Below are 20,613 nucleotides of genomic sequence, written 5' to 3' on the forward strand. Positions count from 1 at the left end.
TCCCCATGCTCAATCGAATGAAGGTCGGTACCCGCCTGATCGCAGGCTTCCTTGCCCTGGCCCTGCTCGGCGCCATCGTGGCCGGCATCGGCATCTTCAATATGTCGCGCATCAACGAGGCCAACGACAGGCTGTACGATCGCGAGCTGCTCGGCATCTCCTACGTCAAGGAAGCGAACATCAACCTGATCTATGTCGGCCGCGCGCTGCGCAACGTCCTGCTGGCTTCTGCCGACAAGGACCGCCAGGCAGCAATCGCCAATGTCGAGACCGCACGCACCCAGCTCAAGGCGAACCTCGACAAGGCCCGTCCGCTGTTCGTCACGGAGAGTGGCAAGCGCATGTTCGGCGAACTCGACCAGCACCTGCGCAGCTATGAGGCGCATATCGCCGAGGCGACCAAGCTCGCCTTGGCCGATTCGCTGCAGGAATCCCGCAGCTCGGTGGACTACCTGTTCACTACCATGGCGCCGACCGCCAACGAGGTCGACAACCGGCTGACCGAACTCACCCGCCAGAAGGAACAGAATGCACAGGCCGCCGCAAGCGATGCGACCGCGCTGTACGAATCCAGCCGTACCCTGATGTTCGTGCTGGTGCTGGGCAGCGCTGCTTTCGGCATTGGCCTGGGCGCCCTGATCACTCGCGGCCTGACCCGTCAGCTGGGCGGCGAACCTGCCTATGCCGGCGAGATCGCCGGGCGCATCGCCGCGGGCGATCTCAGTACCGATGTGGCGCTGCGTGCGGGCGACAAGTCGAGCCTGCTGTTTGCGATGAAGACCATGCGCGACAGTCTGGGCCAGATCGTCGGCCAGGTACGCCATGGTACCGATGCGATCGCTTCGGCTTCCGCCCAGATCGCCAGCGGCAACCTCGACCTCTCCTCGCGCACCGAGGAACAGGCCAGCTCGCTCGAAGAAACCGCGTCGTCGATGGAAGAACTGACCTCCACCGTGCAACAGAACGCGGAGAATGCGCGCCAGGCCAATGGTCTGGCAAGCTCGGCCTCGGAAGTGGCGGCGCGCGGCGGCGCAGTGGTGTCGCAGGTGGTGGACACCATGGCCTCGATCAACACGTCGTCGAAGAAGATCGTCGACATCATCGGGGTCATCGACAGCATCGCCTTCCAGACCAATATCCTGGCGCTGAACGCCGCCGTGGAAGCGGCGCGCGCCGGCGAACAGGGCCGCGGCTTCGCGGTGGTGGCGTCGGAAGTGCGCACTCTCGCCCAGCGCTCGGCGGCGGCTGCCAAGGAAATCAAGTCGCTGATCGACGATTCGGTGTCGAAAGTCGACGCCGGCGCCAAGCTGGTGGACCATGCGGGCGCTACGATGACCGAGATTGTCGACAGCGTGCGCCGCGTCACCGACATCATGGGCGAGATCAGCTCCGCCAGCGTGGAGCAGACGTCGGGAATCGAGCAGATCAACGTGGCCATCACCCAGATGGATCAGGTCACGCAGCAGAACGCCTCGCTGGTGGAAGAAGCGGCCGCCGCGGCCGAGTCGCTGCAGGAACAGGCTGGCAAGCTGGCCGATCTGGTATCGGTGTTCAAGCTCGATACAGCGGCGCCGGGCTTGGCCAGGCCAGCGGCCGCGGCTGCGCGCACCACGCACGCCAAGCCAGCGACGCGCCTGGCAGCGCCGCCGGCAGCAGCGGCCCGCGATACCATGCGCCCAGCTCCGCGCAAGGCCGCAGCGCGCGAAGAGGAATGGGAAACCTTCTGAGCCCGGGCGCCGGCGGGCGCTGACCGGACTTCCGGCAGGACGCCAGGCAGAGCGTCCCGCCACGCCTTTTCATTCGACCCCGCGTATCAGTGGCCCGGACCAATGAACACCGGCCTGCCTGCACCCGGGCCACCCGGACCGCCCGGTCCCATGAACATCGGACGGCGGTTGCCGGCGTTGCCGAAGCTGCCGAAGCGGTAGGACAGGCCGACGAAGGCCATGCGGCCGCCGACGCGGCGGACGCTGTACTCGCGCAGGCGGTCGGTTTCCGTGATCATCTCCATCTTCTGCGAATCGAACAGGTCGTTGATGTTGACGGTCAGGGTCAGGGCCGGCGTGAGGTTGTGGCGGTAGTTCAGGTCGGCCGTGCGCTGCGGCTGGCGGTAGCCTTCGCCGAACAGGGTCTTGCCCTGGGCGTTCAGCATCAGCATGAAGGTGTTGGCCGGGTTCAGCTGGTACATGAAGCGCGCGCGTCCGCTCACCGAGGTCGCGCTGCGCTTGTCGTCGAGCGCGCTGCCCAGCACGGTCTGCTCGGTATAGCCGACGTTGCCGTTCACGTTGACCATCAGCTTCGGCGTGGCGCGGCCGCTGAAGTTGAATTCGACGCCGCCCGAGCGGCTGCTGCCGGCATTCTCGCGCGTGGTCAGGAGCACGTCGTTGGCCTGCAGGAAGCGGCGCTCGGAAATCAGGTCGCTCTCGTGGCGCATGTACAGGCGCACGTTGGTGTCGACCTTGCCCAGCTTGGTCTCGATGCCCAGTTCCAGCGAGTCGGTACTGGCCGGCTGCAGGTTCGGATTGCCCGACGAGACGTTCAGCTCGTCGCGGTAGACCACGAAGGGGTTCAGGTCGCCAGCGCCCGGCCGGCGGATGCGGTGCGCGTAGCTCAGGCGCAGCGTGGTGTCGTCGGACAGGCCATAGGTGACGAAGGCGCTCGGGATCGCATCGAAATAATGGTTGCTGGCGCGCTGGCCGGTGGTGACCTGGTTCATGTCGAGATCCGCATACTCGGCGCGCAGGCCGCCCAGCACGCCCCACTTCTCGTCGATGCGCCACTGGTAGGTGCCGTACAGCGCGTAGGTGACGTCGGTCAGTTCGAAACGGTTGGTGCGGTTGCGGTTCACGCTTTCAAGGCCGGAGCCGTTGATGTCGAAGTAGGCATTGTCGAAGGCGCTGCTGTTGCGCGCCACCTTGTAGCCCAGCTTCAGCACGCCGCGCTCGCCCGGCAGCTCGTAGTCGCCGGTGAAGTCGGCGATGCGCGTGTCGGTCAGGTTGGCCTGGCGGCTGTTGGCCGCGCTGGCGCCAGGCGGACGCACGGCATAGGCGTTGTTGAAGCGCGAGGCGCCATCCATGTCGGTGCCGGACAGGCGCAGGTCGAGCTTGAAGACTTCGCCCGGGGCCTCGCCCTTGTGGTCGAGGCGCGCGCCCAGGCCGTAGTTGCGGTTCTTCGATTCGCTCAGGCCGGTGCGCAGGTATTGGTTGTCGACGATGCCGGCGGCCGTGGTGCTGCGGTAGCGCTGCGACGATTCGCTCTCGTTCGAGGTTTCCGAATAGTTCAGGGTAGCGCCGACCACGTCCTTGTCGCCGAGGTTGTAGGTGGCGCCGCCATTGAAACCGGTCGCCTGCATGCGGTTGACCCCGTCCGTGTCCTGGGTGCTGCGCGCCACCGCGCCGGTAACCGGGTCGATGCGCTCGCGGCGGGTCTCGCCCGTGGATTCACGCTTGTCCTGGCGGCGGAACAGCGCGCCCTGCAGGCTGTAGCGGCCCTTGGTATAGCTGCCGAAGGCCGAGGTGTTGTAGCGCCCTTCGGTACCGGCGTTCCCGTTCACCACGGCGAAACCGCCGGGGCTGCGCTCGCGCCGCATCACCAGGTTGATAGCCGGTCCGCCGCCGCCTTCGTTGCCGAATTGCGCGCCGGGGTTGTTGATGACTTCCACCGATTCCAGGTCGGCGGCCGGCAGCGCATTGAGTGCGGCGGCGCGGTTCTCGCCCTGGAACATCGCGGCCGGCTTGCCGTCCACCAGGATCTGTACGTTGTTGCGGCCGCGCAGCGTGACGTTGCCGTCCGCATCGACGCCTACCGACGGCACCTTGTTCAGGGTGTCGGCGACGGTGTCGTTCGAGGTGGCCGGATCGGCCTTGACGTCATAACTCTGGCGGTCGATGCGGTTCTGGGTGCGGGCGGCGCTGACAGTCACGGTGGACTCGACGGCGGGGGCCTGGACCGGGGCTGCTGCGGGCGCCTGGGCCGGCTGCGCCTGGACGGCGGCCGCCGCTGCGGGCTTCGCAGCTTCCTGCTTGACGGGCGCCTGCGCGGCCGGCGCCTGCTGCGCGCTGGCGGCAAACGGGGCCAGCAGGGTACCTGCAACAAGGTGGGCGATCAGGGAACGGCGTGGGTGAAGCGAAGAAGGTACGACAGGAAGAATCTTGGACATGAAGGCTGCTCGACAGTTTGGGCGATTGCGATTGTCGCATGCCAACTTCTCGATGTTTGTAACAAAAGATAACAAGCAGACAATCGGTCGATTTGTGCATGCATACGTGTTGTATCGGGATGACATACACTTCCGGTTTTCAAACGGGGATCGCGAACATGAACGTATTCGATTTCAGTGCGACTACGCTGGACGGCAAGCCGGTCGAGCTGGCGACTTACCGCGGCAAGGTGCTGCTCATCGTGAACACCGCCAGCGCCTGCGGCTTCACGCCGCAGTACAAGGGACTGGAAGCGCTGCACCGCCAGTACGGCGAGCGCGGTCTGGTGGTGATGGGTTTTCCCTGCAACCAGTTCGGCAAGCAGGAACCGGGCAGCGAGGCCGAGATCGGCGCCTTCTGCGAAAAGAACTATGGGGTGAGCTTTCCGATGTTCGCCAAGGTCGACGTCAACGGCGAGGATGCGCATCCGCTGTTCAGGCACCTGAAGGGCGAGAAGCCCGGCGTGCTCGGTACCGAAGCCATCAAGTGGAACTTCACCAAGTTCCTGGTGGGGCGCGACGGCGAAGTGGTCAGGCGCTACGCACCGCAGACCACCCCGGACGAGATCGCCGGGGACATCGAGCAGCTGCTGGCGCAATAAAAACGCGCTGGCCGCTGCCTCTGTAGGGTGGTCGGCTCTGCCGACCGCGCGTCCAGCCAGAGCATGCTCAGCCACGACGCATCGTTGCGTTGAACGCGCGGTCGGACAAGCCGACCACCCTATTTCCTGGCTTACTGCTGCGGAACGAAGCGGATCGCCTGGCCGCCGCCGGGCGCCAGGCGCAGCTGCAGCGTATCGGCGGCAGTGACGGTCCTGGTTTCCGTCGCCAGGTCGAAGCGGCGTTCGCTACGGTAGTCGGCCGCGTCGCCGTCGCGGTAGATCTCGGCCAGGTAGCGCCTGCCCTTGTCGAGGAACTCCAGCGGCAGCGGCAGCGTGCGGGCCTCGCTGTCGGTCACGGCGCCGACGTACCAGTCCTGGCTGTTGCGGTCCTTGCGCGCGATCGTCGAGTACTGCCCCACTTCGCCATGGATGACGCGGGTCTCGGCCCAGTCGGTCGGCACGTCGCGGATGAACTTGAACGCAGCCGGATACTTTTCGTAGTTCTCCGGCAGGTCGGCCGCCATCTGGATCGGCGAATAGATGACGACAAAATTCGCCAGCTGCTTGGCCTGGGTCGAGTTGAAGGCCTTGCCGTCCGCGCCCACCAGGCTCAGGATGCCCGGGGTGTAGTCCATCGGCCCGCTCAGCATGCGCGTAAACACCAGCTTGGCCTCGTGGTCCACGCCGTTGGGCGGATTGCCCCAGGCGTTATACTCGACCCCGCGCGCGCCTTCGCGCGTGAGCCAGTTCGGATAGGTGCGGCGCAGGCCGGTGTCCTTCACCGGTTCGTGGGTGTCGATCGACAGCTTGTATTTCGCGGCCTCGGTCACGGCCTTCAGGAAGTGATTCACGCCTTCCTGTGAATCGTAGTGGCCATGGCGTGGCTTGCCGTCGCGCCCCGGCAACAGCGCGCTGCCCGCCTCGTGCACATATCCCGACTTGATGCTGTCCACGCCCAGCTTCGCATACAGTTTATACGCCGCATCCATCTGCTTTTCGTAGGCGACGATGTTGGCGCCGGTCTCGTGGTGGCCGATCAGGCGCACGCCCTTCGATTTCGCATACGCGGCCAGGCCGGGCAGGTCGAAATCGGGATAGGGCTGGGTGAAGCTGAAGTCGGCGCCGCCATGGCCCCAGTCGCTCTCCCAGCCCCGGTTCCAGCCTTCGACCAGCACGCCGCGGAATCCGTTTCGCGCCGCGAAGTCGATGGTTTTTTTCGTGTTGGCGGTGGTGGCCGCATGTTTCGGGCCGGCGTTCCAGGTGCCGCTGTTCAGGTGCATCTGCCACCAGACGCCGACGAACTTCGAGGGCTTCACCCAGGACACGTCGCCGAGCCGGTTCGGCTCGTTCAAGTTGAGGATCAGGTCCGACATGTACAGGCCCGCGGCATTGTCCGCGATCTGCAGCGTGCGCCATGGCGTGCTGAAGGCGCCCTTGCGCACGACGGCCGGGCCGCTCGGGGACGGCGCCAGCATCGCGCGCAGCTTCTGGCCGTCGACCTTGCGCAGCCACATGGTGGCGTAGTCGACCAGCGCCGCTTCGTGGAAGGCGATGTGGGTGCCGTCGTCAAGGCGCAGGGTGAGCGGCGTGTTGGCGATGCCGATCTCCTTGAGCGGCGCCTTGCGGATTTCTTCTTCCAGCCCGGGCAATTCGCCGGCCGGAATCCACCAGGCGGTGGCCGGCTGGGCGACCGTGAATTCGGTCAGCTCATCGATGATCTCGGCCGTGCGCAATGCGGGCTGGGACGGGAATTCGTAGCGGAAACCGATCCCGTCGTCGTAGATGCGAAACACGACCGTCAGCTGGCGCCCTGCCCGGTTCTTCTGCTCGAGGTCGACGCGCAGCTCGCGGTAGCGGTTGCGCACATGCTGGCGCTCGCCCCAGGGCTGTTCCCAGGTGCTGTCATGCTCGCTTACGGCCTGGCGGCGCAGGCTGAAGCCGCCATCCAGCTTGTGCGCATTGGCCAGGTTGAAGCCGAGCCGCGAGGGCGCGATGATCTCCTTGCCCTTGCGCTTGACGCCGTAGGCGAGCTTGCCCATGCCGTCGACCTGCACCTCGACGCTCAGCACATTGCCGGGAGACGCAGCGCCGGCAATGATCTGCTGGGCCCATGCCGGAACAGAGAGCAGGCAGGATGCGAGCAGCGCGGCGGCGCCAGTGAGGAAACGGATGGGCACGGTGATCTCCTTGTCGTGATGGCGTCGTCGGTAGCAAAACTACCTATCTCTAGCATATCTCAGCAATACTACGACAAAAAGATGTAACTTGACTACCAGCTCACGCGCTCAGCGGGTCTGGATCCAGGCAGCGCCGTGGGTGATGCAGGCCCGGTTGACGTTTTCCAGGAAGCGGATCGCCTCGCCCTGGGACACGCCGGGCGGCACCAGGGCGGCCAGCAAGGCGTCTTCGCTGACCCGGTCGAGGCCATAGGAGATGGCGCGCGAGACGTCGCGCGCCCGCTTGCCGTCGCTGTTGTACAGCGCATCGTAGACGCCCACCTCGTCCCAGACGGGCACCAGGCCGGGCGTGGTGGAATCCTCGAAGACGACCATGGGCGGCAGGTCCTCGTCTTCGCGGATGAGCTGGAAAATGAAACTCAAGATCGATCCTCGTTGGCGAAACGGGGCGATCCTAGCACACCATGCATCGGCTTGCGGCGCATACCGTGCATCGCGGCGGCCGGCCTTGCCGCGCCGCCGGTCTTTTCATCGTCAGTCGCCCGTGAATGCCGCCATGTACAGCAAGACGAATGCAATCACCGAAATGATCGCGTGCGCCACCACGAATCCCTTCGGCAGCGGCTTCTCGTTCAGGTGATAGTGCAGGTTCAGCACCACGCCCCCCAGCGAGCCGCCCAGGAACAGCAGGAGCGAAATGAGCGCCATGCCGGGCGCTTCCAGCGCGAACACGGCGTAGGCAAGCAAGGTAACGCCCGCGGCCGCCAGGAAGCCGTGCGCCATCGCAATCGAATCCGGCGGATTCCTGCCGGTCGAGAAGCGGATCCATCCCATGACGATACCGCCGAGCGCTGTCAAAGCGAATAAGTACGTCGACACCTGTAGCATCCTGATCGATTCCATCCTGCCCTCCTGGTCTGTGTGTCCGGTTGTTGGATGACCAGGCATTGTCCCGTGTGGGCTCGCTGCAAACGGAAGGTCTGCATTGCTGCCTGGCGCTCACTCAACTATAGACAAACCACGATTCAAGCGCACACGCTTGGCCGCAGCCAGTGAGCTGCATCGGCGTTCAGGCCAGTGCGCGGTCGATCAGTTCGATCCAGTGGCTGACCGGGGTTTGCGTACCCGACTGCAGGTGGGTCATGCAGCCGATGTTGGCCGAGACGATCTCGTCCGGATTGCAGGCATCCAGGCTGGCCAGCTTGCGGTCGCGCAGTGCGTGGGCGATCTCCGGGTGCAGCACGGAATAGGTGCCCGCCGAGCCGCAGCACAGGTGGCTGTCTGCGCACAGGCTCACATCGACGCCGGCGGCGCGCAGCACGCCCTCCACCTTGCCGCGGATCTGCTGGCCGTGCTGCAGCGTGCAGGGTGGGTGGTAGGCCACCCGCTTCGCGATCCTGCCCTTCAGCTTCGCGGCCAGCTGCTCCTCGAACTCCGGCATGATTTCGGACAGGTCACGCGTCAGCATCGCGATGCGTCCCGCCTTCGCGGCATAGGCTTCGTCGTGCGCCAGCAGGTGGCCGTACTCCTTGACGGTGACGCCGCAGCCGGACGCCGTCATGACGATCGCTTCGATCTCTTCCCGCTCCACCCAGGGCCACCAGGCGTCGATGTTGCGCCGCATGTCGGCCAGGCCGCCCTGCTGGTCGTTCAGGTGATGGCGCACGGCGCCGCAGCATCCGGCTTTCGGCGCAGCGATCAACTGCACGCCGAAGGCGTCCAGCACGCGCGCCGTCGCCGCGTTGATGTTCGGCGCCATCGCCGGCTGGACGCAGCCCGCCAGCACCAGCATCTTGCGCGCGTGGGTGCGCGTCGGCCAGGCGCCGGGCTTGCGCGCCGGCTGCAGCTTGTCCTGCAGTCCTTTCGCGAGCAGCGGGCGGGCCAGTTGCCCCGCCCCGAACGCGGGCTTGAACAGCGCCGTGCGCGGCAGGAATTCCTTCAGGGTCATGCGCTTCACCCGGTCCTTCAGCGGACGGGGCACGCGTTCCTCCACCACGCGGCGGCCGATGTCGACCAGGCGGCCGTACTTGACCCCGGACGGACAGGTGGTCTCGCAGTTGCGGCAGGTGAGGCAGCGGTCCAGGTGCAGCTGGGTCTTGCGGGTGGGTTGCGCGCCTTCCAGCACCTGCTTGATCAGGTAGATGCGGCCGCGCGGGCCGTCGAGCTCGTCGCCCAGCAGCTGGTAGGTCGGGCAGGTGGCGGTGCAGAAGCCGCAGTGCACGCAGGCGCGCAGGATCGCTTCGGCTTCCTTGCCGTCCGCAGTGTCCTTGATGAAGTCGGCGAGATTGGTTTGCATGCTAGTACATCCGTCCCGGATTGAAGAGATGCGCCGGATCGAAGGAGTGCTTCAGGCGTTCGTGGATGCGCGCGATGGCGGGCGCCAGCGGCTGGAACACGCCCACCGCTTTGTCGCCGCCGCGGAACAGGCTCGCGTGGCCGCCGACGGCGCCGACGGCTTGGCGAATGCTTGCGGCGTCGACGTCGCCGCGCAGCCAGCGCTGGGCGCCGCCCCACTCGATCAGCTGGCCCGATCCCGGCCCGCCGCCGGGCACGATCGCGCCCGCCGACGACGGCACCGACAGGCGCCACAGCGCCTCGTCGCCGCCGAAGAAAGCCAAACGCTGCTCGCGCAGCGCTTCCCAGAAAGAGGCGGCATCCGGGACGGCCTCGCCGCCGATCAGGCGCACGGCTGCGTCGACCGCCGCCTGGGCGCCCGACAGGCGCAGCCACAGGATGCCCTCGTGCCAGCAGCTGGCAGACAAGGGCAACGGCTGGCCCCCCCATTCGTTCAGCCGGCGGATCGCGTCGACCTGCGGCAGTTGCAGGCGCAGCGTGGTTTCCGCAAAGGGTTTCGGCAAGACCTTGACCGATACTTCCAGCAGCAGGCCGAGCGTGCCCAGGGAGCCCGCGAGCATGCGCGACACGTCGTAGCCGGCCACGTTCTTCATGACCTGGCCGCCGAAGCGCAAGACGTCGCCCTTCCCGTCCAGCAGCTGCGCGCCCAGCACGAAATCGCGCACGCCGCCGCTGCTGGCGCGGCGCGGTCCGGCCAGGCCGGCGGCGATCGCGCCGCCGAGGGTAGCGCCCTCGCCGAAATGCGGCGGCTCGAAAGCCAGCATCTGATTGCGCTCGGCCAGCACGGCCTCGATCTCGGCAAGCGGCGTGCCGCTGCGCGCCGTGATCACCAGCTCGGTGGGCTCATAGTCGACAATGCCGGCATGGCCGCGCGTGTCGAGGATCTCGCCCTCGAGGCGCTGGCCGTACCAGTCCTTGGTGCCGCCGCCCCGGATGCGCAGGGACGTCTTGTCGGCTGCGGCGGCGCGCACCCGTTCCTGGAATTGTTCGATCGACTGCATGTCCATTTAAAACCGCGGAAGGTCGGGGAACGGCAGCGCGCCGCCGTGCACGTGCATCTTGCCGAATTCGGCGCAGCGGTGCGGGGTCGGGATCGCCTTGTCCGGGTTGAGCAGCATTGGCGCGTCGAACGCGCGCTTGACGTCGAAAAAGGCGTCGAGCTCCTTGCGGCCGAACTGCACGCACATCGAGTTGATCTTTTCCATGCCCACGCCGTGCTCGCCGGTGATGGTGCCGCCCACCTCGACGCACAGCGCCAGGATAGCCGCGCCGAAGGCTTCGGCACGCTCGAACTCGCCGGGCTGGCTGGCGTCGAACAGGATCAGCGGATGCATATTGCCGTCGCCCGCATGGAACACGTTCGAGCAGCGCAGGCCGAAGGTCTGCTCCATTTGTTCGATACCGCCGAGCACGCGCGCGAGCTGCTTGCGCGGGATGGTGCCGTCCATGCAGTAGTAATCCGGCGAGATGCGGCCCGCCGCCGGAAAGGCGTTCTTGCGGCCGGACCAGAAGCGCATGCGCTCAGGCTCGTTCTGCGATACGGCGATGGCGGTCGCCCCGGCGCCTTCGAATACGGCCTTCATGCGTTCGATCTCTTCGGCCACTTCCAGCGCGGTGCCGTCGGCCTCGCACAGCAGGATGGCGGCGGCCTCCAGATCGTAGCCGGCGTGCACGAAAGGCTCGACCATGCGCACCGAGGTGCGGTCCATCATCTCCAGCCCGGCCGGGATGATGCCGGCGGCGATGATGCTGGCCACCGCATTCCCGGCCGTGATGACGTCGGCAAACGAGGCCATGACCACCTGGGCCACCGCCGGCTTCGGCACCAGCTTGACCGTCACCTCGGTAACGATGCCGAGCATGCCTTCCGAGCCGATGAACACGGCCAGCAGGTCCAGGCCCGGGGCATCCAGCGCCTCGCTGCCGAGTTCGATGATCTCGCCCTCGATCGTGGCCACGCGCACGCGCAGCACGTTGTGCACGGTCAGGCCGTATTTCAGGCAATGCACGCCGCCCGAGTTCTCGGCCACGTTGCCGCCGATGGTGCAGGCAATCTGCGACGAGGGGTCGGGCGCGTAGTACAGGCCGTACGGGGCGGCCGCTTCCGAGATCGCGAGGTTGCGCACGCCGGGCTGGACCACGGCAGTGCGTGCGAACGCATCCACCTTCACGATGCGGTTCAGGCGCGCGGTCGAGAGCACGACGCCCTCGGCGATCGGCAGCGCGCCGCCGGACAGGCCGGTGCCGGCGCCGCGCGGCACGATCGGCACGCCGAGCTCGCGGCAGGTGTCCAGGATCGCCAGCACCTGCTCTTCGCTGGTGGGCAGCGTGACGATCAGCGGCAGCTGGCGGTAGGCGGCCAGGCCGTCGCATTCGTATGGACGGGTGTCTTCGGGATCGGACAGGACGCATGAATGGGCCAGATGCGCCGGCAGGCGCGCGCGCAGCGCGGCGGCGACCTGCGCGCGCCGTCCGTCGAGGGTGGAGGTGGTGACGCTCATGTCGGGATTGTAGGCACAAATGGCCGCACGCGGGGCACAAGGGCCGCGTTTTATCGTATGCTCGCCCTATCGTTTTTTTGACAGATTGTATAAGGCTAAATCATGGGCAACCGACTTTCGAAAATCTCCACCCGCACCGGCGACGACGGCACCACCGGCCTGGGCGACGGCAGCCGCACGGGCAAGGACAGCGCGCGCATCCATTCGCTCGGCGAAGTCGACGAGCTCAACTCCTTCGTCGGCCTGCTGCTGTGCGAAGAGATGCCCGCCGACCTGCGCGAAGAACTGGTCTCGATCCAGCACGACCTGTTCGACCTGGGCGGCGAGCTGTGCATTCCCGGTTACGAGATGATCAAGGACGAGCACGTGGCGCGCCTCGACGCCCTGCTGGAGAAGTACAACGCCGACCTGCCGATGCTCAAGGAATTCATCCTGCCGGCCGGTTCGCGCGCGGCCTCACTGGCCCATGTGTGCCGCACCGTGTGCCGCCGCGCCGAGCGCAGCATCGTGGCGCTGTCGCACGCCGAACAGATCCGGCCGCATCCGCGCCAGTACGTCAATCGCCTGTCAGACCTGATGTTCGTGCTGGCGCGCGTGCTGAACCGCTTCGCCGGCGGCAGCGACGTGCTGTGGCAGCACGAGCGCAAGCGCGGATAAGGCACGGCGCATGGAAGACTTCATCGGCATCTACGACGGCGCCCTTACGCCTGAACAGTGCGACGCCATCCGCGCGCGCTTCGACGCCAGCAAGAAGGTGGCGCGCGGCCGCACCGGCAACGGCGTGGACGTCAGCAAGAAGGACAGCTACGACCTGACCATCAACGGACATGCCGAATGGGACGACGTCGGCGCACTGCTCACCCAGGCCATGGCGCGCCACCTGGCGCAGTACATGGACAAGTACCGCATGCTGCTGATCGGCGCGCTGTCGCCCCAGGTGGCGCATCCGCAGACGGGCGCGCCGGTGACGCTGTCGCTGCAGAATTTCGACGAGTTCGGCACGCCCAATGTTGTGGAACTGATGCAGTCGATCTACCGGGTCGGGCACATCAACCTGCAGAAGTACCTGCAGGGCAGCGGCGGCTACCACCACTGGCATTCCGAGATCTACCCGCAGAACGCCAGCTGCGAGACGCTGCACCGGGTGCTGCTGTGGCAGTTCTACCTGAACGACGTGGAAGATGGCGGGGAGACGGAGTTCCTGTACCAGGGGCGCAAGGTGGAGGCGCGCAAGGGGCGCTTGATCATTGCGCCGGCGGGGTTTACGCATACCCACAAAGGGCATGTGTCACGCAGCGGGGACAAGTATATTGCGACCTCGTGGATCTTGTTCCAGCGGGCCGAGGCGCTGTTTGGGGGGACGTAGGGGTGATCTGGTCCAGTGGACCAGATCACGGTTTCCCGCCCGCGCGTTCAACTCCCCCAGGCATTGTGGAAATGCACGCCGTAGTTGAACGCGCGGCCGGCAAAGCCGACCACCCTACGTGTTGTTGACCACCAGGCGCGGCTCACCCGAAGCAAATCGCGCACGAATCGAGGCCGCGATGCCCTTCGCATCCAGGCCCACCGACGCCAGCAGCGCCCCCGGATCCCCCTGGTCGATGAACTTGTCCGGCAAGCCGAGATTCAGCACCGGCTTGGCGATCCCCGCCGCCGCTAGCGCTTCCATCACGGCGCTGCCCGCGCCGCCCATGATGCAGCCCTCTTCCACCGTCACCAGGTAGTCGTGTTCCTTCGCCAGGCGCTTGACCAGTTCCACGTCGAGCGGCTTCACGAAGCGCATGTTGGCGACAGTCGCGTCCAGCTCCTCGCCGGCGGCGACGCTCGGCGCCACCATCGAACCGAAGGCGAGGATGGCGATGCCCTTGCCCTCGCGCGCCACGATACCCTTGCCGATCTCGATCGAGGTCAACGCTTCCTGGATGCTTGCTCCCACGCCGGCGCCGCGCGGATAGCGCACCGCGGCCGGGCCCGGGTAGTGGTAGGCGGTGGTCAGCATCTGGCGGCACTCGTTCTCGTCGGACGCGGCCATGACGACCATGTTCGGGATGCAGCGCAGGTAGGCCAGGTCGTAGTTGCCGGCATGGGTGGCGCCGTCGGCGCCCACCAGGCCTGCGCGGTCGAGTGCGAAGGTCACGTCCAGGTTCTGCAAGGCCACGTCGTGGATCAGCTGGTCGTAGCCGCGCTGGAGAAAAGTAGAGTAGATCGCGACCACCGGCTTGAGGCCCTCGGTGGCCATGCCGGCCCCGAAGGTCACCGAGTGCTGCTCGGCGATGCCGACGTCGAAGTAGCGCTCCGGGTACTGCTGGTGGAAGCGCACCATGCCCGAACCTTCGCGCATCGCCGGCGTGATGCCGACCAGGCGTTTGTCGCTTGCTGCCATGTCGCACAGCCAGTTGCCGAACACTTCGGTGTAGGTGATCTTGGCAGGCGCCGTGGCCGGCTTGATGCCCTCGGTCGGGTTGAACTTGCCGGTGCCGTGGTACAGGATCGGCTCGGCCTCGGCCAGCTTGTAGCCCTGCCCCTTCTTGGTGACCACGTGCAGGAACTGCGGGCCCTTGAGCTTCTTGATGTTCTCCAGGGTCGGGATCAGGGAATCGAGGTCGTGGCCGTCGATCGGGCCGATGTAGTTGAAGCCGAATTCCTCGAACATCGTGGCCGGCACCACCATGCCCTTGGCGTGTTCTTCGATCTTGCGCGCCAGGTCGAGTACCGGGCCGGGCAGCACGGTGCGGCCGACATTCTTGGCGGCGGCGTAGAACTGGCCGCTCATCAGGCGCGCCAGGTAGCGGTTCAGCGCGCCCACCGGCGGCGAGATCGACATGTCGTTGTCGTTCAGGACCACCAGCAGGTTGCAGTCTTCTTCCACGCCCGCGTTGTTCAGGGCCTCGAAGGCCATGCCGGCGGTCATCGAGCCGTCGCCGATCACGGCGATCGCGTGGCGGTCTTCGCCCTTGATCTTGGCTGCCTGGGCCATGCCCAGCGCCGCCGAGATCGAGGTCGACGAGTGCGCGGTGCCGAAGGTGTCGTAGATGCTCTCGTCGCGCTTCGGGAAGCCCGACAGGCCGTTCAGCTGGCGCAGGCTGGGCATGCGGCCGCGGCGGCCGGTGAGGATCTTGTGCGAATAGGTCTGGTGGCCCACGTCCCACACGATGCGGTCGTGCGGGGTGTTGAACACGTAGTGCAGCGCGATGGTCAGTTCCACCGTGCCCAGGTTCGAGGACAGGTGGCCGCCGGTCTTCGACACCGAGTCGAGCAGGAACTGGCGCAGCTCGGTGGCGAGCGGGGTCAGCTGGTTCCGCGCCAGCAGGCGCAGGTCGGCGGGGTCGTTGATGGTCTCTAGCAGGTTCATTTATGCCTTCCGCTGCACGATGAGGTCCGCGAGTTCGCGCAGCCGCAGTGCTTGTTCTCCGAATGGCGCCAGCGCTTCGTGCGCTTCACGCCGCAATTGCTCGGCCAGTTCCTTCGATTGTTCCAGCCCAAGGATCGACACATAGGTCGGCTTGTTGTCGGCCGCGTCCTTGCCCGCGGTCTTGCCCAGCGTGGCCGAGTCGGCCGTCGCGTCGAGCACGTCGTCCACCACCTGGAAGGCCAGGCCGATCGCCGTCGAATAGGCGCCCAGGGCTTCCAGCTCGGTAGGCGACAGGTCGCGGCCGGCCAGCGCGCCGAGGATCACGGACACGCGCAGCATGGCGCCCGTCTTGAGCTGGTGCATGCGCTCGAGTTCCTCGCGCGTGAGCGCCAGGCCCACGCTGTCCAGGTCGATCGCCTGGCCGCCGCACATGCCTTTGGTGCCGGCCGCCTCGGCCAGCAGGCGCAGCATGGCGACCTGGCGGCCGGGGGGCAGCGTGTCGATGCCGGCCAGCGCCTCGAAGGCCTGGGCCTGCAGTGCGTCGCCGGCCAGCAGCGCGGTCGCTTCGTCGTAGGCCACGTGCACGGTCGGCTTGCCGCGGCGCAGGTCGTCGTCGTCCATGCAGGGCATGTCGTCGTGCACCAGCGAATAGACGTGGATCATCTCGACGGCAGCCGCCACGCGCGCCAGCGCTGCAGCGTCACCGCCGAACAGCGCGCCGCTCGCATAGGCCAGCAGCGGGCGCACCCGCTTGCCGCCGCCCAGCGCGGTGTAGCGCATCGCCTCGTGCAGCTTGTGCGGCACGGTGGCGCCCGGGGGCAGCAAGGTCTCGAGGGCCCCCTCGACCTCCTGCTGCACCGCGTGCATCCATTCCTGGAACGGCTGCGCCGTCATTGGTCCCCCTCGCCTTCGGCCGAGAAGGGTTTCAGCATGTCGCCTTCGAGCACCTTGACCTGGGACTCGACCTTTTCGAGCTGGGCCGCGCAGTACTTCACCAGCTCGGAGCCGCGCGCATAGGCGGCCACCGACGCTTCGAGCGGCAGCTGGCCGGATTCCATCTGCGACACGAGCTGGGCCAGCTCGGCCATCGCCCCTTCGAAAGACTCGGGCGGCGCTGCCAGGGTCGTGGCGTTGGTATTATTTGCCATAGCTATCTTGTAGGGTAGGCGCAAGGGTGCGCCATCGGTCAATCCAATCGCGTATTTTAGATCAATCCTTCCCCTCAAGGGGCGCACATTGCATCATCCGCAACTTGCCTGTATGGAACATTTGACTGCAACGGCGTCCTTCCTCCCGAAATCCGTGAATTTTCAACAACTTATTTGCGCGGTTTCGCCACTTGCCCGTGACGGGCCCTGACCCCTGAGGCTGTTTCCACGGTATAATCTTCGGTTCTGTCCGAAATACCGTATTCATCTTCCTGAGATTTTGGTCTTTGGATTCTTTCTCTTCTTTGGTAGTACTTGATTAAAGGGGGGTTGGGATGTCCGATCTGGCTACCCACGCCAAGCTGGCGCTTTCTTGCGCTCAGCTGCCGGTACATGTCTATTTTGACAATGCGCTGATGCAGCGCGAGCTCGCGCAGTTGTTCAGCAAAGGCCCGCGCTACGTCGGCCACGAATTGATGGTGCCTGAGCCAGGCGATTTCGCGACACTTGCATCCGAAAACGAAGGCCGCATGCTGGTCCGTAATGCGGGCGGCATCGAAGTGCTGTCCAACGTCTGCCGCCACCGCCAGGCGCTGATGTTCAATGGCCGCGGCAATGCGAACACCATCGTGTGTCCCCTGCACCGCTGGACCTACGACCTGAAGGGCCAGCTGATCGGCGCTCCGCATTTCCCGGAGACGCCCTGCCTGAACCTGTCGAAGACGCCCCTGCAGAACTGGAACGGCCTGCTGTTCGAGCAGAACGGCTACGACGTCATGGACAAGCTCAGGCACATGGAAGCGACCCGCGACCTCGACTTCACCGGCTACATGTTCGACCACGTCGAGATCCACGAGTGCGACTACAACTGGAAGACCTTCATCGAGGTCTACCTGGAGGATTACCACGTCGAGCCCTTCCACCCGGGCCTGGGCAACTTTGTCTCCTGCGACGACCTGAAGTGGGAATTCGGCCGCGACTACAGCGTCCAGACCGTGGGCGTGAACCGTTCGCTGCAGAAGGCGGGCTCGCCGGCCTACAAGAAGTGGCAGGAACAGGTCCTGAAGTTCAACAACGGCCAGCCGCCGAAGTACGGCGCCATCTGGCTGACCCTGTATCCGAACATCATGGTCGAGTGGTATCCGAACGTGCTGGTGGTGTCGACCCTGTGGCCGATCGGCCCGCAGAAGACGCGCAACGTGGTCGAGTTCTACTACCCGGAAGAGTTCGTGCTGTTCGAGCGCGGTTTTGTCGAGGCCGAGCGCGCCGCCTACATGGAAACGGCGGTCGAGGACGACGAGATCGCGCTGCGCATGGATGCGGGCCGCAAGATCCTGCTGGATCGCGGCGTCAACGAAGTGGGGCCTTACCAGTCGCCGATGGAAGACGGGATGCAGCACTTCCACGAGTGGTACCGCAGCAAGCTGGAACTGGAACTCTAGAGCGTGGCTTCACTCTGGATGCTGTTTGCCAGCTTCGCGTTCGCCGCCATGGGCGCGGGCGTGAAGCTGGCGTCCGAGTTGTACTCCACCTCCGAACTCGTGATGTACCGCGGCCTGATCGGCACGCTGGTGCTGTTCATGATCGTCCGCCAGCGCGGCGGCAGCTTCAGGACGGTCTTCCCCAGGGCCCACATCTGGCGCAGCGTGGTCGGCGTGACCTCGCTGTGGCTGTGGTTCTTCGCCATCACGCGCCTGCCGCTGGCGACCGCCGTCACCCTCAACTACATGGCCCCGATCTGGATCGCGGCCTTCATGCTCGGCATCGGCTGGTGGCGCGGCACCAAGCTGCCAGAGTGGCCGCTGCTGCTGGCCATCGCGATGAGCTTCTTCGGCGTGACCCTGGTGCTGCAGCCTGCCATCGAGAGCGAGCAGTGGCTGGGCGGCCTGGCCGGCGTGTGTTCGTCGGTGATCTCGGCCATGGCCTACATGCAGGTGCGCAGGCTCGGCCAGATGGGCGAGCCGGAATACCGTGTGGTGTTCTACTTCTCGCTGACCACCGCGCTGGCCGGCCTGCTGGGCGTGCTCGCGGGCGACGGTCCCGGCGACGCGGTATTCCAGGACCATAGCTGGGGCAGCGCACTCCTGTTGCTGGGAATCGGCGTGGCCGCCCTGATGGCGCAGATGGCCATGACGCGCGCCTACCGCGTCGGCAAGGTGCTGGTGGTGGCCAACCTGCAGTACACCGGCATCGTTTTCTCCAGCCTGTGGGGCCTGGCGCTGTGGAGCGACACCTTCGACTGGCATGTCTGGCTGGGCATCGGCGTCATCCTGGCCTCCGGCATCGCCGCGACGTTCTACAATACACGCAGCACGGCCAAGGGCGCCGTCGTCAAGGACACCGACCCCATCGCCAGCGAGACATGAAAACTGAGCTGAGGAGCAACATAGGATGAACAACTACGCGACCCTGATCTCCGCGCAAGACCTGGCGGCGCACATCGACGATCCGTCCTGGGTGGTCGTGGACTGCCGCCACGACCTGATGAACCCGGCCGCCGGCCGCGACGGCTATGCGATCGGCCACCTGCCGGGCGCGGTCTTCGGCGACATCGAGCGCCAGCTGTCGGGCGCCAGGCACGGCGCGGACGGCGTGTTCCGCGGCCGCCATCCGCTGCCCGAGAAAGAGCAGCTCGCCGAGACCCTGCGCGGCTGGGGCGTGAACGACGATTCGCAGGTCGTCGCCTACGACGCGCACGGCGGCATGTACGCGGCGCGCCTGTGGTGGCTGCTGCGCTGGCTGGGCCACGAGGCGGTGGCGGTGCTGGACGGCGGCATGGCGGCCTGGCAGTCGCTCGGCATGCCGCTCGCGACCGATGCGCCGCCGAAGCCGCACGGCCGCATCAAGGTACGCGCACCATTCGTGCCGACCGTGACGCTGGCCGAGGTGGTGGACAACGTGGCCAGGGGCGAGCGCATCGTGATCGACGCGCGCGCCAGCGACCGTTTCCGCGGCGAGAACGAGACCATCGACCCGGTGGGAGGACACATTCCGGGCGCCAGGAACCGCTTCTTCAAGGACAACCTGCAGCCGGACGGCCGCTTCAAGGACGCCGATACGCTGCGCAGCGAGTTCGCGCCGCTGGTCGACGACCCGGCGCGGGCCATCATGCAGTGCGGCTCGGGCGTGACCGCCTGCCACAACCTGCTGGCGCTGGAAGTCGCCGGCATGCCGGGCGCCGCCCTGTATCCGGGATCGTGGAGCGAATGGGTGGGCGACGGCAAGCAGGCGACCGGCCGCCCGGTCGCTACCGGCGAGGCGTGAGGGAGGGGCATCCAATGAAAAAAGCAACGACGAAAGAGCAGGCAGCCATGTCCGACGACGACAAGACGAACGCCGGCGCAGCCGCGCTGGAGATTCCTGAAGCGGTTGCCGCCGCCTTGAGCGGCTGGGTGCAGCAGGTCGCGGAACAGACCGCCGCGCCGGTGCGCGAGGCGCTGGCCCAGTCCGAGAGCGAAGCGGCCGAGCTGCGCGACACCGGCGCCAGCCTGGCGGCCGCGCGCGACCAGGCCCTGGCCACCGCGGCCGAACATGCGGCCGATATCGAACGCCTGAACACCGAGCTGCGCGACGCGCGCCAGGTCGCCACCGACGCCGTGGTGAGCAAGGCGAAAGACCAGCTGGCGATCGAAGGCAAGGACCGCCAGCTGGCCGACCTGCGCGCCCAGCTCGAGCGCAACGTCGCGGCCCAGGCTGCCGAATCGGACGCGCGCCTGGCCGCCGAAATGGAGCTGGTCGGCGCCACCACCGCACGCGACAACTTCGCGGCCGAGGTGAAGACCCTGCGCGCGCAGCTGGACAAATCCTATGCCGAGCGCAGCGCCCTGCGCGCCGAACTCGAATCCTTGCGCGCGAAGAAGTAGGCACCATGGAACGCAATACACGCCAGCGCAAGGCCATCCACCAGTGCATGGAAGATGCCGGGCGGCCGCTCGCCCCGCAGGAAATCCTCGAACACGCCCAGACCGTGGTGCCGGGCATCGGCCTGGCGACGGTGTACCGCAACATCAAGTCGATGCTGGAAGCCGGCGAGATCGCCACGGTGTCGCTGCCGGGCGGCGGCGACCGCTACGAGATCGCGGGGCACGGCCACCATCACCATTTCCACTGCCGCTCCTGCGACAAGGTATATGAAGTGCACGCCTGTCCCGGCGACATGCAGAAGCTGACGCCGAATGGCTTCGTGCTGGAGTCGCATGAGCTGACCTTGTACGGCTTGTGCAACGCCTGCCGCTGATGCGGGCGACATTCTACTCGTAGGGTGGTCGGCTTCGCCGACC

The 20,613-nt window shown here is 66.4% G+C and carries 19 protein-coding genes; 9 read left to right on the top strand and 10 right to left on the bottom strand.

The window, feature by feature from the left end; all coding sequences use genetic code 11:
* The first annotated feature begins 5 nt into the window (after positions 1–5).
* The gene (locus tag AC56KL_RS11305; RefSeq protein WP_497180252.1) at positions 6–1,727 is read left to right on the top strand and encodes a methyl-accepting chemotaxis protein; all 1,722 of its coding nucleotides are present in this window, start codon (positions 6–8) and stop codon (positions 1,725–1,727) included.
* Between the two features lie 86 nt (positions 1,728–1,813).
* On the opposite strand, the gene AC56KL_RS11310 is transcribed toward AC56KL_RS11305, so the two are convergent.
* Positions 1,814–4,159, bottom strand: a complete 2,346-nt coding sequence (locus AC56KL_RS11310; RefSeq protein ID WP_497180253.1) for a TonB-dependent receptor domain-containing protein — start codon at positions 4,157–4,159, stop codon at positions 1,814–1,816.
* A gap of 158 nt (positions 4,160–4,317) precedes the next feature.
* Between AC56KL_RS11310 and AC56KL_RS11315 the strand changes: the two genes are divergently transcribed.
* Positions 4,318–4,800 carry a glutathione peroxidase gene (locus AC56KL_RS11315; protein WP_497180254.1) on the top strand — a complete coding sequence of 161 codons (483 nt, stop codon included), beginning with the start codon at positions 4,318–4,320 and terminating at the stop codon, positions 4,798–4,800.
* A gap of 131 nt (positions 4,801–4,931) precedes the next feature.
* Here the strand turns inward: AC56KL_RS11315 and AC56KL_RS11320 are convergent, their stop codons facing one another.
* From AC56KL_RS11320 to AC56KL_RS11345, 6 genes are all read right to left on the bottom strand, one after another.
* On the bottom strand, positions 4,932–6,977 hold the full coding sequence (locus tag AC56KL_RS11320; RefSeq protein WP_497180255.1) for a glycoside hydrolase family 97 protein: 2,046 nt from the start codon (positions 6,975–6,977) through the stop codon (positions 4,932–4,934).
* 108 nt (positions 6,978–7,085) lie between these two features.
* Positions 7,086–7,400, bottom strand: a complete 315-nt coding sequence (locus AC56KL_RS11325; RefSeq protein WP_497180256.1) for a hypothetical protein — start codon at positions 7,398–7,400, stop codon at positions 7,086–7,088.
* 111 nt (positions 7,401–7,511) lie between these two features.
* Positions 7,512–7,811, bottom strand: coding sequence for a hypothetical protein (locus tag AC56KL_RS11330; protein ID WP_497180257.1), 300 nt, complete (start codon positions 7,809–7,811; stop codon positions 7,512–7,514).
* 235 nt (positions 7,812–8,046) lie between these two features.
* Positions 8,047–9,273 carry a glycolate oxidase subunit GlcF gene (gene glcF / locus AC56KL_RS11335; RefSeq protein ID WP_497180258.1) on the bottom strand — a complete coding sequence of 409 codons (1,227 nt, stop codon included), beginning with the start codon at positions 9,271–9,273 and terminating at the stop codon, positions 8,047–8,049.
* A 1-nt stretch (position 9,274) separates the two neighbouring features.
* Positions 9,275–10,333: a glycolate oxidase subunit GlcE gene (gene glcE / locus AC56KL_RS11340; RefSeq protein ID WP_497180259.1), complete on the bottom strand. Its 1,059-nt coding sequence runs from the start codon at positions 10,331–10,333 to the stop codon at positions 9,275–9,277.
* Between the two features lie 6 nt (positions 10,334–10,339).
* Positions 10,340–11,833: an FAD-linked oxidase C-terminal domain-containing protein gene (locus tag AC56KL_RS11345; protein WP_497180260.1), complete on the bottom strand. Its 1,494-nt coding sequence runs from the start codon at positions 11,831–11,833 to the stop codon at positions 10,340–10,342.
* A gap of 102 nt (positions 11,834–11,935) precedes the next feature.
* Between AC56KL_RS11345 and AC56KL_RS11350 the strand changes: the two genes are divergently transcribed.
* Both AC56KL_RS11350 and AC56KL_RS11355 read left to right on the top strand, forming a co-directional pair.
* A complete protein-coding gene (locus tag AC56KL_RS11350; RefSeq protein WP_497180261.1) occupies positions 11,936–12,490 on the top strand; it encodes a cob(I)yrinic acid a,c-diamide adenosyltransferase in 555 nt (184 codons plus the stop codon).
* A 10-nt stretch (positions 12,491–12,500) separates the two neighbouring features.
* Positions 12,501–13,199, top strand: coding sequence for a 2OG-Fe(II) oxygenase (locus AC56KL_RS11355; RefSeq protein ID WP_497180262.1), 699 nt, complete (start codon positions 12,501–12,503; stop codon positions 13,197–13,199).
* Between the two features lie 114 nt (positions 13,200–13,313).
* On the opposite strand, the gene dxs is transcribed toward AC56KL_RS11355, so the two are convergent.
* The 3 genes from dxs to AC56KL_RS11370 are packed head-to-tail and all read right to left on the bottom strand — an operon-like array spanning position 13,314 to position 16,333.
* A complete protein-coding gene (dxs, locus tag AC56KL_RS11360) occupies positions 13,314–15,185 on the bottom strand; it encodes a 1-deoxy-D-xylulose-5-phosphate synthase (RefSeq protein WP_497180263.1) in 1,872 nt (623 codons plus the stop codon).
* A complete protein-coding gene (locus tag AC56KL_RS11365) occupies positions 15,186–16,079 on the bottom strand; it encodes a polyprenyl synthetase family protein (protein WP_497180264.1) in 894 nt (297 codons plus the stop codon).
* On the bottom strand, positions 16,076–16,333 hold the full coding sequence (locus tag AC56KL_RS11370) for an exodeoxyribonuclease VII small subunit (RefSeq protein ID WP_497180265.1): 258 nt from the start codon (positions 16,331–16,333) through the stop codon (positions 16,076–16,078). The genes AC56KL_RS11365 and AC56KL_RS11370 overlap by 4 nt, the downstream gene beginning before the upstream one ends.
* Positions 16,334–16,668: 335 nt before the next feature.
* Here AC56KL_RS11370 and AC56KL_RS11375 point away from each other — a divergent pair, with 335 nt between their 5' ends.
* Genes AC56KL_RS11375 through AC56KL_RS11395 form a run of 5 tightly spaced genes read left to right on the top strand, consistent with a single transcriptional unit; the run spans position 16,669 to position 20,570 of the window.
* The gene (locus tag AC56KL_RS11375) at positions 16,669–17,775 is read left to right on the top strand and encodes an aromatic ring-hydroxylating oxygenase subunit alpha (protein WP_497180266.1); all 1,107 of its coding nucleotides are present in this window, start codon (positions 16,669–16,671) and stop codon (positions 17,773–17,775) included.
* A 3-nt stretch (positions 17,776–17,778) separates the two neighbouring features.
* Positions 17,779–18,699, top strand: coding sequence for a DMT family transporter (locus tag AC56KL_RS11380; RefSeq protein WP_497180267.1), 921 nt, complete (start codon positions 17,779–17,781; stop codon positions 18,697–18,699).
* A gap of 25 nt (positions 18,700–18,724) precedes the next feature.
* On the top strand, positions 18,725–19,597 hold the full coding sequence (locus AC56KL_RS11385) for a sulfurtransferase (RefSeq protein ID WP_497180268.1): 873 nt from the start codon (positions 18,725–18,727) through the stop codon (positions 19,595–19,597).
* Between the two features lie 14 nt (positions 19,598–19,611).
* Complete coding sequence (locus AC56KL_RS11390) at positions 19,612–20,196, top strand: DNA-binding protein (protein ID WP_497180269.1); 585 nt, start codon at positions 19,612–19,614, stop codon at positions 20,194–20,196.
* Between the two features lie 5 nt (positions 20,197–20,201).
* Complete coding sequence (locus AC56KL_RS11395; RefSeq protein WP_497180270.1) at positions 20,202–20,570, top strand: Fur family transcriptional regulator; 369 nt, start codon at positions 20,202–20,204, stop codon at positions 20,568–20,570.
* The last annotated feature ends 43 nt before the right edge of the window (positions 20,571–20,613 follow it).

This window comes from Telluria sp. ZB4P34 (assembly GCF_059686055.1).

Excerpts from the sequence above, each read along its gene's own strand:
- AC56KL_RS11305 (WP_497180252.1), top strand. The coding sequence starts at position 6 with ATGCTCAATCGAATGAAGGTCGGTACCCGCCTGATCGCAGGCTTCCTT.
- AC56KL_RS11310 (WP_497180253.1), bottom strand. The coding sequence starts at position 4,159 with ATGTCCAAGATTCTTCCTGTCGTACCTTCTTCGCTTCACCCACGCCGT.
- AC56KL_RS11315 (WP_497180254.1), top strand. The coding sequence starts at position 4,318 with ATGAACGTATTCGATTTCAGTGCGACTACGCTGGACGGCAAGCCGGTC.
- AC56KL_RS11330 (WP_497180257.1), bottom strand. The coding sequence starts at position 7,811 with ATGGGATGGATCCGCTTCTCGACCGGCAGGAATCCGCCGGATTCGATT.
- glcF (WP_497180258.1), bottom strand. The coding sequence starts at position 9,273 with ATGCAAACCAATCTCGCCGACTTCATCAAGGACACTGCGGACGGCAAG.
- glcE (WP_497180259.1), bottom strand. The coding sequence starts at position 10,333 with ATGCAGTCGATCGAACAATTCCAGGAACGGGTGCGCGCCGCCGCAGCC.
- AC56KL_RS11345 (WP_497180260.1), bottom strand. The coding sequence starts at position 11,833 with ATGAGCGTCACCACCTCCACCCTCGACGGACGGCGCGCGCAGGTCGCC.
- AC56KL_RS11350 (WP_497180261.1), top strand. The coding sequence starts at position 11,936 with ATGGGCAACCGACTTTCGAAAATCTCCACCCGCACCGGCGACGACGGC.
- AC56KL_RS11355 (WP_497180262.1), top strand. The coding sequence starts at position 12,501 with ATGGAAGACTTCATCGGCATCTACGACGGCGCCCTTACGCCTGAACAG.
- dxs (WP_497180263.1), bottom strand. The coding sequence starts at position 15,185 with ATGAACCTGCTAGAGACCATCAACGACCCCGCCGACCTGCGCCTGCTG.
- AC56KL_RS11365 (WP_497180264.1), bottom strand. The coding sequence starts at position 16,079 with ATGACGGCGCAGCCGTTCCAGGAATGGATGCACGCGGTGCAGCAGGAG.
- AC56KL_RS11370 (WP_497180265.1), bottom strand. The coding sequence starts at position 16,333 with ATGGCAAATAATACCAACGCCACGACCCTGGCAGCGCCGCCCGAGTCT.
- AC56KL_RS11375 (WP_497180266.1), top strand. The coding sequence starts at position 16,669 with ATGTCCGATCTGGCTACCCACGCCAAGCTGGCGCTTTCTTGCGCTCAG.
- AC56KL_RS11385 (WP_497180268.1), top strand. The coding sequence starts at position 18,725 with ATGAACAACTACGCGACCCTGATCTCCGCGCAAGACCTGGCGGCGCAC.
- AC56KL_RS11390 (WP_497180269.1), top strand. The coding sequence starts at position 19,612 with ATGAAAAAAGCAACGACGAAAGAGCAGGCAGCCATGTCCGACGACGAC.
- AC56KL_RS11395 (WP_497180270.1), top strand. The coding sequence starts at position 20,202 with ATGGAACGCAATACACGCCAGCGCAAGGCCATCCACCAGTGCATGGAA.